Source organism: Bifidobacterium aemilianum (assembly GCF_003315635.1).
Lineage (GTDB): Bacteria > Actinomycetota > Actinomycetes > Actinomycetales > Bifidobacteriaceae > Bifidobacterium > Bifidobacterium aemilianum.
In genome coordinates this window covers 317,194-331,640 of record NZ_PDCG01000003.1, presented here as the reverse complement: position 1 = coordinate 331,640, position 14,447 = coordinate 317,194, and the positions used below count along the sequence as shown (strand labels likewise).

Sequence of the window (14,447 nt, the reverse complement as noted above, 5' to 3'; positions counted from 1 at the left end):
ATCTCAGAGTCCCAGCACCTTGACTCGGTCAGCGGCCGCCTTTCGCTCGGTGTTGCCGGTGTCGCTGACGATATCGCCAAAGGGCATCTCAGCCAGGAGCTGCCAGCTTTCGGGAATGCTGAAAGTCTCCCGGACCTCGGCATCGATCAGGGGGTTGTAATGCTGGATGGATGCCCCCAGCCCCTCTTCGGAAAGGGCAGTCCAGACCGACAACTGCAACATACCATTAGCCTGCTGGGCCCAGATCGGGAAGTTCTCAGCATATGCCGGGTTCTGCTCAATATAGCCTCATACCCCTCAGCGGACGATGTTCAAACCTCCCGCTACTACCAACTCAGTTGGGCCTCAACGAGCAACACAGGCATCGTACTCAACTCCCAGCGAATATCATCAATCTTCGTGCAACATTAAGTCTTTATAATAATTGAAGAATGACTTATTGCCTGTTACAATAACGGTCTTGCCTTCGTATCCGTAGCGTACTTGTTTTAATTGCTCCTGCTTCAAAGTAGTTGCTGCGATAACTTTATAGTAATTTCCCTGCTTTGTTCGGGTTGGAGACGCAGCGATTGAACATATTTCCCCGGTTAGAATCAGCGGTTTTCCTGAATGTCGATAATTGCTCAGTCGTACTACCTGCCCAAGTTGAACGGACACAATATCTGAAACTGGTATTTCTAAAGTTATATTTAGCCTAGTTTTCTCATTAAGGTTAGGATAGATCTGTCCGATTATTGTGCCTTCAGGTATCTTGCTCATTCCTCTCACCTCTTCATTGAGATGGATTATTCCATCTGCCTGTGCCGTTACCGACGCCTTAGCATTCGTAATTTGCGCGAGAGCGATTTGAGTCTGGATTTCTAACTTAGTAGCAGATATATTGGTTATTTCCTTATCTGCGTTCAGCAGGAATTCAGCCTTTAACTGAGTAAGCTTACTTTGGGTATTCATTTGATTAGGTTGAAAACTACTACTGACTAATTGTAATTGCAAAGAGTCAATAGCACCGTTGAGCTTCTGCACCGCTGAATCTATTTGGCTGATTAACTGGGAGGAGATAACATCTTTCTCCGCTGGATCGTTCGTTATTTGACTTTGATACGCTTTATAACTGGAACTAAATGGATTGCTTTCAGATAAAGCACTTTCTCCATTCACCGCATTTTCAAGCTCTTCATACTTCTCTACAAGGTTTTTATTATACGCTATCTGACCCTCTATGGCAAGTCTCGTTAAAGCGACCGATTGATTTTGATTTTCGACAAACTCATGCTTTTGGCTATCTTCAGTTTTAAGAGATTGCACTTGCGCCCGGTAATCCTCTAACTGTGAGCTGTATCCAAATTCATCTGGGTCAAGAAAAGGACTACTGTCATTCTGTATCCCGCTTTTTAAAAGTTGCAAAATCTCATATCGCTGATTCGTTATATCCAGTTGGTGCTGTAAGTCGTCCAGCTGAATAGAATTATGTGCATTCTCATATACAAGTAGTAAATCCCCTTTGTGGATTGCTTTATTTTCTACAAGATTATTAACTATAATGCTCTGTCCGCTTGTAGATTGAATAAGTGCAGTAATCTTAGCGGGCCCTATTTCCCCTACCGATTTGACTGTAATTTCTCTTCTTCCTATGACTGAAAAAATAAGCATCGCCACAACCAAACAAAAAATAGGAATTATAACCAAAGAGGAAAAGTTATCATACCTTCGACTGTAATATTCCGAACTTTCAAGGAACTCTTTGTCATTCATACAGATACACCTTTCAATCAGAGAACAAGGAACAATATCGCCCCTTTTGATCCATTAGATCTTCATGTGTTCCTTGTTCTACGATTCGACCATTCTCCATTACCAAAATTGAATTACATCTAGATGCGACACTGAGCCGGTGAGCTATAAATATTATAGTTTTGTCAGTTAGAGCCAGCAAATTACTAACAATCTTCTTTTCTGTTGCCACATCGAGATTACTAGTTGCCTCATCGAGAATAATAACTGGCGCATTAGCTAGCAAAGCTCGTGCTAGAGCAATCCTCTGTTTTTGTCCACCAGAAATAGCTGCCGCATCACTGGTTAACTTCGTCTGGTAATTCAACGGCATTTTTTCAATATCTTGCCTGATTTCCGCAATTTCTACTGCTCTTAGAATGTCATCTTGTGTCACTCCTTCCGATAATCCGAGTGTGAGATTCTCTAAAATAGTTCCCGAAAAAATATAGGGGTCTTGCGGCAAATAATTAATATGGCCTCTTAACACTTTGAGATTAATATTACAAACGTTCACATGGCCGACAGTTATGCAACCCTCTGTGGGTTCGAAGAAATTCACGAGTAGTTTCGCAAGTGTGGTTTTACCTGAGCCACTCAGCCCAACTATCGCTATTTTATCGCCACGCTGAACTCGCAAATTAATCTCAGTCAGGGTGTTGGAACCGTAGCCGAACTTAAAAGAAACGTTATCTACCACAATAGGTCCGCTTAAAGATTTTTTCTCCGTAATTATTTCACTATCATGCATTTCTGGTTTTACTAAGAAAATTTCATTCAATCGGTTATTTGCAACTTCTGCGGATTGTAATTTAGTTTGCAAATTAATAATATTAAGAAGTGGATTTGTGAAATAGCTCAGCAAAGAATTGAAAGTAATAAGCTGTCCGACGCTAATTCTATTCTCCATAACTAGTTTGGCCCCAACCCACAGTACAGCAACATTCAGAAGTAACTGAACGCCAGTCTTCAGGACACCCTGAAGTGTTTCGGTTTTACCGTATTTAAAAGTTTTATCTAAATATTCGACAAATTCATGATCAATTTTTTTATATCGAATACGTTCAGCGCTTAATGCTTTTATAGTTTCTATTCCATTGATATCCTCAATTACAGAGGAGCTGACGATAGAATTAGCTTGCATACAATCGTTATTCAACCTATTAAAAGGCTTAACAAAGATAAAAACTATTGCTCCATACATAGGAAGTGCGATAAGCATCAGAAAGAATAGGGTCGGGTTCTGCATGCATAAGATTGAGCCGACGATGACTAATGAGCCGATGTCCAAAAACACTGTGATAATTGCGCTACCTAAGGCATCAATAATTGAGTTGGCATCCGAAAATCTAGAGATTATTTCTCCAGTGCGCCGCGTTGAAAAGAAACTCATGGGCAATTTAAATATATGCTTTATGTATGAAAGCAGCACGTCAATAGAAAGTCTCTGACTAAGCACAAGTAGTAAATACTGCCGTGCGTACGTTAGTAATTGCTGTATGGCATACGCCACTACCAACCCAAGCGACACAATGCTTAACGTCATTTTCATTTGATCGGGGATATACAAGTCAATTAACGCCTGCAGATAATACGACCCTACAATATTAATAACAGTTACCAGTGAAGCTGCCACCGTAACATTTGTCACTAGCTGCCTGTTTTTTAGCAGCAAAGGGACAAATCCCGATAAACCTCTGCTGCTTTCGTTATGTGGCTGAAACCGAGGTCCCGGAGCGATAAACAGAACTACCCCAGTCCATTCTTTGGAAAAATCACTTTTTTCCCTTTTATAAACACCCTTTTTCGGGTCAGGATCAGCAATCGTAAGGGAGTGGCGGCTCGCTTTATATATAACAGCATAGTGCTGGACACCTTCTTCGTTTACAGTGTGCACAATGAATGGATATGGCAAGTCCGCTTCATCGAATAAACTCATATCAGACTTAACAGCGTTTGTCTCGAAACCAATGCTCTGTGCAGCTTTTACGATACCTAAAGCCGTTGTACCTTGCATGTCAGTCTTCGCAAGATCACGCAGATGAGCTAGCGAATAAGAAGAGCCATAATGCCCAGCAATTGTTGCTAGCGCGGCTACCCCACAATCTCTTTCATCGACTTGAGAAACGTATGTGTATCGGCGAAACATGTATCTCCTATCAGCATCAGTTATGCAATTCCCAGAATTCTGTTCCTTCACTGCATTATTCACATTTCGGGTGGTTATCGTGGTTACCGTTGAGTGAAGGACGCGAATCCTTAGCAAATTTCTTTAATCGCTCAATAATTCAAATGATCAAGTCCACAGCACTGTTTATATAGACCGTGTTGCGAATCCAAATGAATTTGAAGATACTCAATCCACTTTCCTAATTTTGTTTGAACGTTATGGCTAAAATTTAAACGCTTAATCAGGAAGCAACTTTAACAATTCAATTATTTACTTTTGACGGAACTCCTAAATAGTTCAGAAAAGCACAACGCAATCAATCCACACACCAACAAAGAACAATTTGTTGTGGCACCCACAACATCAGATGCTACGCGACAAGTGACGAGAATAAGACTTATGGCAAAAACGCCATAACCAACTATTGGCACAGCAATAAAGCAGTAGCCGATTTTGCGGACAAGTCGAAAGAATTCGTCAGAAAAAGCCCTGTTCAGCACAGTGAATTGTTGTATCTTTTTAACAGCTTTGCATAAGCATTTCATCGCTGTAGCCACCAAGAAAAATATAGCTGCGCCACCGAATGCATATAGTACTGAGCTAACATTGCCATGCCATGTTGCTCTGTCGCTTAAAGTAAAATTAAAACCATATAAAGAACTTTGAATGGCAACACCTTTATCGACGGCTTCATTAATTGCAAGTTTATTGCCTGAAAAGGAAAAAGGGATAACAAACAAGCACATTCCAAAGTTAACCCAGTTAAGGACTTCAAGAACTTTAAACAGAACAAAAGAAAACCGCAATAAGACTGTGTTCTTCATGACATCACCTTTGACTATAGCGAAAACCATCGTACTAATACACTCATTACCGTAACACGATAGCATTGACATCCAGCAAGAATTTGACAATTTGTATGATGTTACTTTAGGCTGGCCCTAATCTGGAGCAAGCGCATTGTAGTACTCGCCTGGAGATACACAAAAGGAATTGTACAATGAACGACAACGTTATAACACTTTCGGACGATGCTTTAACTCTGATACAAGGCGGAAATAAAGGCAATGTTTTCTACGACTCTATGTACTGGGTAGGATCACATTACGTTGACGGCCTTGCCTATCTAGGAAAACAACGAATTTGGTGGTCTAATGGTTACCCTTCTTATGGTTATTAGCCTAACGGCAGGTGACATCTAGATTGTCTTCATAAAGAGAACAATATAATTTATAATTCAGGAGCAAAAATGAATACCATATCTCACTCCCAGCAAACCTTGTCAGAAAATGAATTGGAACTGATACAAGGCGGCGGAAAACTCCCAGGATGGCTAGGAATCATTGACCCAGTATATCAGGGATTCAAAGGCCTTAGTGATGGTGCTCGCGATAGTTGGAGAAAAGCATTCGGCGGCTGAATCAATAACAGGTTCTTCGTAATTCAGTAAGTCAGTTCATTCTCAGTGTTATTTTGTCGCTATTGACAGAATCCGCATAAAGCACGCCCACAAACTCACATTACTCAAAACTGGAGCATCCATATAGATGCTCCAGTTACCATATCTCAGAGTCCCAGCACCTTGACTCGGTCAGCGGCCGCCTTTCGCTCGGTGTTGCCGGTGTCGCTGACGATATCGCCAAAGGGCATCTCAGCCAGGAGCTGCCAGCTTTCGGGAATGCTGAAAGTCTCCCGGACCTCGGCATCGATCAGGGGGTTGTAATGCTGGATGGATGCCCCCAGCCCCTCTTCGGAAAGGGCAGTCCAGACCGACAACTGCAACATACCATTGGCCTGCTGGGCCCAGATCGGGAAGTTCTCAGCATATGCCGGGTTCTGCTCGGCAACGGCCTTGGTGGTGTCAGTGTCATCGAAGAACATGACGGTGCCGTGGGCGGCGGAAAAGCCGTCAATCTTGGCGTCGGTCCGAGCGAAGGCCTCATCGGACTTGGCAATCTTGCGCAGGGTCTCGCGCACAATCTCCCACAGCTTATGGTGCTCCTCTCCAAAGAGGACCACGGCCCGCTGGGACTGGTTGTTGAAGGCGCTGGGTACGGCCACCGTGATGCGTTCGATGTTGTCGACGATCTCCTGGTCGCCCAGTTTGGACGTGCCTGCCAGCGCGTACTGGGAATGACGGGATTCGAGAGCTGTCAGGGTATGGGACATGATTCCTCCATAGGGTCGTGTACGTCAGGCTGGCGGGGTGGATGCCAGTGACCTGACGGCCTGGAGGCAAGTCCTCGTAGAGTCTGTTCGTTCATTCAATTACATACCACTATTCGTGGTATCTACCTGTACTGTATACACTTCAACCAGCAGCCAGCACCCTTGTTCGCCGGGAGAGTATTGTCCACCGCCAATACATTGAAAAGAGAGGTAGTCAGTTTCGCTGATGCGAAAACCGTCCCCGGATTCTCCACAAAGACCTAGGCTGCTGCGACAGCTTCCACGTAGAAGACCGTGGTTTCGCCGTAGTCGCGGCGCTGGGCGATATCCCAGCCATCAGGCAGGGTCGGCGGTTCGGAACGCTTGGACCGCTCAAGCACTATGACCGCATCCGGCGCCGCCAGGCCGCCTGCCACCAGCTTGAGCAGCAGTTCGTCGCAGTCCTCGGTCGAGAGCGCGTAGGGAGGGTCTATGAAAATCAGATCGAAAGCACCAGAATCCGCACCCCCGTCAGCCGCACTCCCAACGAACTGTTCTGCCTTGCGCCTGACCACCCGTGCCTCCATATCAGGCCGCCAGGAAGGCTGCTTCTTTAGGGCTTGAAAGGTCTTGCTCAGGGTCATGGCCACCGGGTCGGAAGACTCGACCGCCACCAAGGCATCGGCACCCCGGGAGAGGGCCTCTAGTCCCAGCGCACCGGTGCCCGCATAAAGATCGAGGACCCTGGCCTCCGCAGTAACACCCTGGGATTCCAAGCGGGAGAAGATGGCCTCCTTGGTTCGCTCGGTTGTCGGCCTGGTGCCCGCCCTGGCGGCAGGCAGGGGCAACCCCTTGAATCGTCCTGAAATTACGTGCATGACTCCAGCCTAAACCAGCCTCTACCGAGCAGCACCGACCGCACGACAGCACGCGGGTTCAGCCGCTGACGATGAAGCTTTCGTTGCCCCTGGTAAAGTCGAGCACCGCACCGGCCAGCTCCACATGGTCCTTGAGCTCCGGGTCGGCGGCCAATAGCTCCTCGGCCTGGCTTCGGGCCTTGGCAATGATATCTGCGTCCTGAACCACCCGCAGGAGCTTCAGGCTTGATTTCAGGCCTGATTGTGCGTCTCCCAAGACATCTCCGGCCCCGCGGAGTTCCAGGTCAGCCTGGGCGATCTCAGCCCCATCCAGGGTGCCCTCGATGACGGCAAGACGCTCTTCCGCCACAGACCCAGGCTCGGCCCGGGAGACCAGGAAGGCCCAGGAGTTGGTGCCCCCACGGCCCACGCGGCCACGCAACTGGTGAAGCTGGGAAAGGCCATAGTGGTCGGCATCGAAGATGACCATGCAGGAGGCTTGGGGCACGTCAACACCCACCTCAATCACCGTGGTGGCGACAAGGATGGGGGTCCTGCCCGAGGAGAAGTCGGCCATGACCTGCTGCTTGGTCTTGTCGTCGTCCCGGCCGGTCAGCGAAGCGAACTCCACCCCGGCGAACTGGGGCAGGGAGGTCAGCCGGCCCATCATCTCCTCAACGGAGTGCAGGGGCGGACGCTCAGCCGTGGGGGCCTTCGCTCCCCCGGCACCAGAAGCCTTCCCTTCGCCTGAAGAGGCTGCGGAGTCGTCGGCCATGCCGTAGGGGTCCAGATCTTCTATCTGGTCATCCTCATCAATCCTGGGGCACACCATATAGGCCCGCTCCCCCGCGTCCACACGTTTGCGAACATGGACGAACATCTGAGCCATCGTTGCCGAATCCTGCTCGGGGATCACATGGGTTCTGATGGGTTTGCGGCCTCCGGGCAGCTCGGTCAACCAGGAGATGTCCAGGTCGCCGAACCATGTCATGGCAGCCGAGCGGGGAATAGGCGTGGCCGTCATGACCAAAAGATGTGGGGCCTTCTCGCCCTTGGATTGTATGGACTCGCGCTGCTCGACACCGAAGCGGTGCTGTTCGTCGATGACCACCAGAGCCAGGTTGGGCGCCTGGAAGGTCTTGGAGAACGCTGCGTGCGTGGCTACCACGATGCCCGGCTCACCGGAAGCGGCCTGAGCCAAGGCCTTGCGACGCGCCGATAGTTTCATACCGCCGGTCAGCAGGGTCACCGGAGGCTCTGGGTCCAAGCCCTTGACCATGCCTGCTATGGTCTGCTCATGCTGCTCGGCCAGCACCTGGGTGGGGGCCACCAGCACGGCTTGATAGCCTGCCGCGACCGCCCGTAGCATGGCCGCCAGGGCCACCACTGTCTTGCCTGAACCGACCTCGCCCTGGAGCAGCCGGTGCATGGGGTAGGTCCGGCCCATGTCTAAGCCAATCTCATCGATGACCTCCTGCTGGCCGGTGGTCAGGGAGAAAGGTAGAGAGTCGATGAAGGACTTGGTCAGGGAGGGGTCGCTGCAGACATACGAGGCCTCCTTTTCAGCCTCCCGCCTGGCCTCCAGCACGGAGGTCTGGGAGACAAAGGCCTCCTCATAGCGCAGGGTGACGATCGCCCTATGGAAGACTGCGGTGGACTGGGGGTCGTGGATGGCCAGGTAGGCCTCAGCGCGGGTCATCAGCCCCTCTGACTCCCTGACCACCTCAGGCAGAATATCGGGAATCGCGGGCCTCAGTAGGCTGGCAGACAGGTTCTCGCCGGGCTCGCCGGTTGCCACCCCGCCGCTGGAGGCCAGACCCTTCGCACCGGTTTGTCCAGAGGCCACGGCGGAAACTGCGGCGGCACCAGGAGCAGGACCCGCTTCGTCGTCAGCGCTCGGAACGGCAGCCTCACCGGTGGCCCCAGCAGCCCTGACAGCCCCGGCAACCCCCGCACCAGAAGCGCTATCAGCCCCTTCATCGGCAAGGCCCACCCCGCCTTGAAGGGCCTGCAGAAAACTCAGGATCGACTCGTGTATATGCTCACTGGAGATGCGCGAACTGGCCCGGTAGACAGGCCTGGGCCGGCAGACCTTGCGCAGGGCCTCCTGGCAGGAGTTGGCATCGAAACGCTCGCCGGTCGGGCCATCATCGGTCAGCGGCTCCTCGGGGGCGATGGTCAGAATCTGCGGGTGGGGGAACTGAAGCTGCCCCTTAAACTCGCTGGGATCCCCGGCAATGACCACTTCAGCGCCGGTGTGCAGCCGCCCGGCCGTCCAGTCAATAAAGGGTTTCTTATAGGAGAAGAAGACCAGTCTGGCCACCGACGGGGCCACCTGCCGACTGGCGGCAAAGTCATCATCCCCAACCAGGACTTCCAACCGGAATCCCCGCCGCCCGTGCATAGGCAAGACCCGCTGGTTGACCACCCTGGCCGCAAAAGCCATGGATTGCCCCAGCTTGGCCTCACGAATGGCCCGTAGCGGCAGAGGCTCAGTGACACGGAAGGGGTAGTAGGTCAGCGCATCGCCGATGGTGACCATACCCAGGCTCTTGAGCGCACCGATCCGTCGCTTGTTCGTCAGGAGGGACGAAATCGGTGTATTCAGCGAGCTAGTCATACTCCCCTATTTTCCTCGACCCGCCCGACAGCGAGCCCAGCTGCACACCTCCTTTGGTTCCACCCTCTCAAACCATTCAACTCGTCCGATCCGCCTCAATCCATCCCTGCCCCGATATGTCCAACATTCCTGGACTATGCCGACAACGGCGAATGTTGCTCATACCCATCCGGTATGGGAAAATCCCCCAATAGCATGGCGCTATTGAGGGATTTTGGGCTTGAGATTGCCGAACTTCGGAGGTTACTTGGCCTCTGCCTTGGAGTCAGGCTCGCCAGCGTGCTGCTTGATGCCGAAGGAGGCAATCATAGCGATGACGGCCAGGACGAAGGCAAAAACAAAGCCGTAGCGGGAGCCGGCCACGAAGGCCTGGGCATGGTTGGAACCGTTGCCACCGAGGGCGTGCTGCTGGCCGGTGCTGAGCAGGATGGTGGCGACGGCGGTGACCACTGCGCCAACAACCTGCTGGAGGGTGTTGAGAATGGTCGAACCGTCGGTCGACAGCTCCTGAGGCAAGGCAGCAAGCGCGGAGGACTGGGCGGGAGACATGGTGGTCGGAATACCCAGCATCAGGATGATATGGGCGGCGATCACGAAGGCGATGGAGGTGTCGGGGCCAACCATGAAGAGCATGATCAGACCGACCATCGAAAGGACCAGGCCAATGCGAACCAGCAACTTGGGGCCGATTGAGTCATAGAGACGGCCGGCAAAGAGGGACATCAGCGCGTTGACCACGCCACCGGGCAGCATGATAAGACCAGCCACTGCGGCCTTGATGCCCAGGCCCTGCTGAAGCTCCTGGGGCATGAGGTACATGGCGGCCAAGGTGATGGAGAAGTTCATCATGACGATGATGGTGCCGACGGTGAACTGCTTGATGCCCAGGGCATGCAAATCAATGACGGGGTTGGTCATGTGGAGCTGACGGTAGGAGTAGAAGGCAACGGCCACGATGCCCACAACCAGGGCGATGATGGCGCCGGCCATCATGCCGGGCTCACTGATCAGACTGATGCCCAAGACGATGCCGCCGAAGCCCAGAATGGAAGTCAGGCAGGACAGGCCGTCAATCTTGGGGCGCAGCAGAGTGTAGGGGTTGACCATCCAGATGGCGGCTGCGACGATGGCGACAAGAGCCACCAGGGCGAAGAAGAAGAAAATCCAACGCCAGGAGAGGGCGCCGATGAAGGCACCGGCCAAGGTCGGGCCAATGGCCGGGGCGAACATGACCACCAGGGTTGCGGTTCCCATGGCGAAGCCGATCTTGTTGAGGGGGAAGACCTCAAGGATCACTGCGAACATCATGGGCAGGACCAGACCGGTCGAGATGCCCTGAATCATGCGGCCAATCAACAGTATGGCAAAAGATGAGGCGGGGGCGAATCCCGAGATCAGAGACCCGATAAAGAAGGCCGTCAGCGCGAAGAGGACCATCGGCTTGGCCGGAATCCACTTAAGCAGCAGGCTGGTGAAGGGCAGGACGATGCCGATGACCAGCATGTAGCCAACCACCAGCCACTGGGCGGTGGAGGCAGATACCTGGAAGGTCTCCTTCAAGTCAGGCAAGGCTATGTTCATGGAGGTCTCGCTCAGCATGCCGAGGAAGGCTCCCAAATAGAGGCCAAGCATCACCAAATTGGGGTGCTTGACATCGACCCTTGCTTTCATCCTGTTTTCAGGCATGGTTGAACCCATGTTGTTCTCTCATTTCTAAACACAATCGCATCGGGGGCCGCAAGGGTCCCAGCCCAGGCATGGAGCTATAGGGCATGACGCTGATAACTTGTCACCACATAGCGCGGGTGCATGCGCATTCATTTTTGGGGCATTGGATACGGTTTGACACGTACCTTACGTTCGTAGACGTGTCACCGCCACTCGCCGCAAGGACCGGGATCCCTCACACGTCCCTAGTCCGAAACCTTATTGTTAGCAGACCCACGGACAAACCGGGGTGTCCTCACACAGCCCAGCCACCTTCCAGCCTGACAGGTCACCGCGCCTGGCGGTGGCAGACAACCGGCTCAGCATTCCGATGGCCAGGTTCCCCAATATCGCACAAGATACGCCTCACACACCCTTCTGCCTTTGTTGCGACATATAACCGCCGTAGATGACGTAACAGAGGCGTAAGGGCCGGCATAGCACATGATGTACGACAATAGCCAGGGGACTTGCGGCCATGTTCGCGCCAACCAGGATGGGCGGGATACAAGACGGAATACAGCGGACCCCCGCAGCCACCTGGGCTTGCGGGGGTCCGTCAGTTGAAGCTATCTGCGATTCACGCGGCCACGCGCTGAACCTTACCGGCCTTCAGGCACTTGGAGCAGACGCGAACGCGAACGTTCTCGCCGTCGACGGTGGTGCGAACCGGCTGAAGGTTCGGACGGAAGGTGCGCTTATTGCGGATATGCGAATGCGAAACACTGTAACCGGTCTGCGGTCCCTTGCCGCACACTGCGCAACGAGCTGCCATGATGACTCCCTAAACTGTTGACTTTCAAGCCTTTTCCTATGCTCAAGCCGAGGACAAAGCACAAGGCTGAACACACAACTTCACAAGTATACAACCAGACCCGATATTCCGCAAGCGGCACAACCCCTTGCGATCCCTGTCGACAACTCGAAGCTGCCGGCGAGAAGACCATGATGTTACGGCTTGACGGGGGCGTCGGCATAGTGACCGGGCAACTTGGGTCCTGCCCGTATGCTGGCGACACTGGAGCCTTAGGCGCCGGTCCTACAGCATGGGCAGCAGGATGGTTGGGGAGGAGGCTGGCGTTCGGCATATCTCCTGGGGCTGGCCATCGGCTGCCAGTTGGAAGACAGTCAGGTTGTTGGAGGCCTCGTTGGCGACCAGGAGCTTGGACCCCAAGGCTCGGATCTGCCGGGGACGACTGCCGCCACTGGAGATTCCCCAGCCGCTCCAGCCTTCGACATCGGGGCTGCTCAGCCGACGTAGATGCTGGCCGTCCCAGTTCAGGGAAACGATACGATCGGAGCCGCGCAGGCCCACGTAGACCATACCCCGGCAGGAGTTCCGGCTGGAGACGAAGGCCATGGACGCGGCCTGGTCGTCCATAAGGGTCCCACCCAGATCAACCAGGTCAACCACTTCAAGCTCTGGGGGAGAGGCCATGCCAGAAGCCCCTTTGTTCGGTCCGGTCCCACAATCCACAAGACTGACCGTATTGGCCCATTCTGCCACCAGGGCAACCATGATGCGGCCATCAGCGGTCGGGAGCAGAGTCAGGTCGCGGGGGCCTGTGCCCGCCGGCAGCACCAAGGAGTTGGTACGGACCAGACGTCCTTGCTGCCAGCGATGTATATGGACCCGATCGGCCCCAAGGTCGGTCGAGAGCAGGCGGCCGTCCGGCAGGGGCAGGAGCCAGTGGGCGTGGGGCCCGGCCTGGGCGGGCAGGGGGCCATGGCCCTGGGCCGTCAGGACTTGGTCGGCGTCCAGAACCCGACCCTCAGCGTCAACGGGGTGGATACTGATGGAGCCGTCACCATAGTCGGCCGCCAGGCAGTGGTTGACGCCCAAATCATCAGCCATGACGATGGCATGGGTGGGGCCAAGTCGCAGCGTTGCGGCCCGGCCCAGCTCCTCCAGCCGAATATGGCCGTGAGACTGGCCCAGGCGCAGGCTGGCAATCTGGTCACTGTTCTCCAGCACCGCATAGAGCATCTGACCATCCCGAAAAAGCCATGTTGGAGAGGGCATGTCAGCCAGCAACCCCCGGTTGATCAGCCGGCAATCCCCTGCCGGCGAACCACCATCGGCCTCCGACTCCACCAGGTCGTAGAGCTCAATGCCCGGGCTGGTCTGCCCATTGAGAGGCCCGAAACCACCAACCAACAGATGGGTAATCTCTTCAGTCATACAGCCAATCTACGCCCTGCCCGCTCCCCCACCAAGCCGGCCAGACGCTCTTGCCAAGGAACGGAGCCTTGGTCAGCCCTGCCGCCGCGCAAATGTTCACTTCCAGCCCTTGTACCCAGTGACCCCACACCTCGCTACCATTGGAGTTGGAGCCGCAGGGCCAGAATGGCCTGCGGGCAGTGCAGACGGAGGAAACATGCAGGGCACAATGAATTGGGTGATTGCTTGGGTCAAGGGCCATGCCGACAAGATGCTCTTGCTCATCGTGGTGCTGGCCCTGGCCTTCATCGCCACCAAATTCCTCAGCCACCTGCTCCGCCAGATTCTGGAAAAATCCAACGTTCCCTCGGCCTCGATCTTTGTGAACCTGACCCGCGTTACCATCTGGGTCTTCGCGGCGGCCCTGGTCATGCAGCCGGTCTTCGGCATCAACCCGACCACGGTCATCACGGCCCTTGGTGTTGGTGGGCTTGCCCTGTCCCTTGGTCTCAAGGACACGATCGCCAACGTGGTCTCCGGCTTCGAGCTCATGGTCGGCAAGGTCATCAAGCCCGGCGACCGGGTCTCCATCAACGGCACCACCGGCCTGGTGGTCGACATCACCTGGCGGCAGACCGTGGTGCTGGAGGACAACGGCAACCGCATGATGATTCCCAACTCGGTCCTCAACACCTCAGCCCTTGAAGCGGTGGCGACCGAGGCCAACAGCGGGCTGACCCTGCCCTTCACCCTGAAGGTGGGGGCGGATACCAACCAGGCCCAGCGGCAGATCCAGAGTCTGGCCAGCCGGGCCACAGCCAAGCTGCGCGACCCGGCCACGCCGATTCAGGTGCAGTTCACGGGCTTCTCACCCTATGGCATCAGTGGGCAGATTCAGATGACGGCCAAGGTCGGGGTTACCGAGGTTGACCTGCAGGACGCCTTGGTCAAGGCCCTTGCTGGGTCTGATGTCATCGAGCAGCGGGGCGGTCTCGCCACTGATTGAGTCCTGCC

General features: G+C 53.7%; 12 protein-coding genes. 2 read left to right on the top strand and 10 right to left on the bottom strand.

Annotated elements, in window-relative coordinates; all coding sequences use genetic code 11:
* Positions 1–3 precede the first annotated feature (3 nt).
* The 4 genes from CRD60_RS05130 to CRD60_RS08655 form a co-directional block, all read right to left on the bottom strand.
* The gene (locus CRD60_RS05130; RefSeq protein ID WP_113860204.1) at positions 4–282 is read right to left on the bottom strand and encodes a nitroreductase family protein; all 279 of its coding nucleotides are present in this window, start codon (positions 280–282) and stop codon (positions 4–6) included.
* Positions 283–390: 108 nt separating this feature from the next.
* Complete coding sequence (locus CRD60_RS05125; protein ID WP_113860203.1) at positions 391–1,752, bottom strand: bacteriocin secretion accessory protein; 1,362 nt, start codon at positions 1,750–1,752, stop codon at positions 391–393.
* Between the two features lie 13 nt (positions 1,753–1,765).
* Positions 1,766–3,970: a peptide cleavage/export ABC transporter gene (locus tag CRD60_RS05120; RefSeq protein WP_330848980.1), complete on the bottom strand. Its 2,205-nt coding sequence runs from the start codon at positions 3,968–3,970 to the stop codon at positions 1,766–1,768.
* A 236-nt stretch (positions 3,971–4,206) separates the two neighbouring features.
* On the bottom strand, positions 4,207–4,764 hold the full coding sequence (locus CRD60_RS08655) for a hypothetical protein (RefSeq protein ID WP_127975646.1): 558 nt from the start codon (positions 4,762–4,764) through the stop codon (positions 4,207–4,209).
* Between the two features lie 425 nt (positions 4,765–5,189).
* Between CRD60_RS08655 and CRD60_RS08650 the strand changes: the two genes are divergently transcribed.
* Positions 5,190–5,360: a lactococcin G-beta/enterocin 1071B family bacteriocin gene (locus CRD60_RS08650; protein WP_127975645.1), complete on the top strand. Its 171-nt coding sequence runs from the start codon at positions 5,190–5,192 to the stop codon at positions 5,358–5,360.
* Positions 5,361–5,506: 146 nt separating this feature from the next.
* On the opposite strand, the gene CRD60_RS05115 is transcribed toward CRD60_RS08650, so the two are convergent.
* From CRD60_RS05115 to CRD60_RS05090, 6 genes are all read right to left on the bottom strand, one after another.
* A complete protein-coding gene (locus CRD60_RS05115) occupies positions 5,507–6,109 on the bottom strand; it encodes a nitroreductase family protein (protein ID WP_113860201.1) in 603 nt (200 codons plus the stop codon).
* Between the two features lie 260 nt (positions 6,110–6,369).
* Positions 6,370–6,966 carry a 16S rRNA (guanine(966)-N(2))-methyltransferase RsmD gene (gene rsmD / locus CRD60_RS05110; protein ID WP_113860200.1) on the bottom strand — a complete coding sequence of 199 codons (597 nt, stop codon included), beginning with the start codon at positions 6,964–6,966 and terminating at the stop codon, positions 6,370–6,372.
* A 58-nt stretch (positions 6,967–7,024) separates the two neighbouring features.
* Entirely contained in the window at positions 7,025–9,565 is a 2,541-nt protein-coding gene (locus tag CRD60_RS05105) for an ATP-dependent DNA helicase RecG (protein ID WP_113860199.1), read from the bottom strand.
* Positions 9,566–9,808: 243 nt separating this feature from the next.
* Positions 9,809–11,251: a DHA2 family efflux MFS transporter permease subunit gene (locus CRD60_RS05100; protein WP_236630847.1), complete on the bottom strand. Its 1,443-nt coding sequence runs from the start codon at positions 11,249–11,251 to the stop codon at positions 9,809–9,811.
* A gap of 601 nt (positions 11,252–11,852) precedes the next feature.
* On the bottom strand, positions 11,853–12,047 hold the full coding sequence (gene rpmB, locus CRD60_RS05095; RefSeq protein ID WP_113860198.1) for a 50S ribosomal protein L28: 195 nt from the start codon (positions 12,045–12,047) through the stop codon (positions 11,853–11,855).
* Between the two features lie 264 nt (positions 12,048–12,311).
* Positions 12,312–13,454 carry a lactonase family protein gene (locus tag CRD60_RS05090; protein ID WP_113860197.1) on the bottom strand — a complete coding sequence of 381 codons (1,143 nt, stop codon included), beginning with the start codon at positions 13,452–13,454 and terminating at the stop codon, positions 12,312–12,314.
* A gap of 208 nt (positions 13,455–13,662) precedes the next feature.
* Here CRD60_RS05090 and CRD60_RS05085 point away from each other — a divergent pair, with 208 nt between their 5' ends.
* Positions 13,663–14,439, top strand: a complete 777-nt coding sequence (locus tag CRD60_RS05085; RefSeq protein WP_113860235.1) for a mechanosensitive ion channel family protein — start codon at positions 13,663–13,665, stop codon at positions 14,437–14,439.
* Positions 14,440–14,447: the final 8 nt, after the last annotated feature.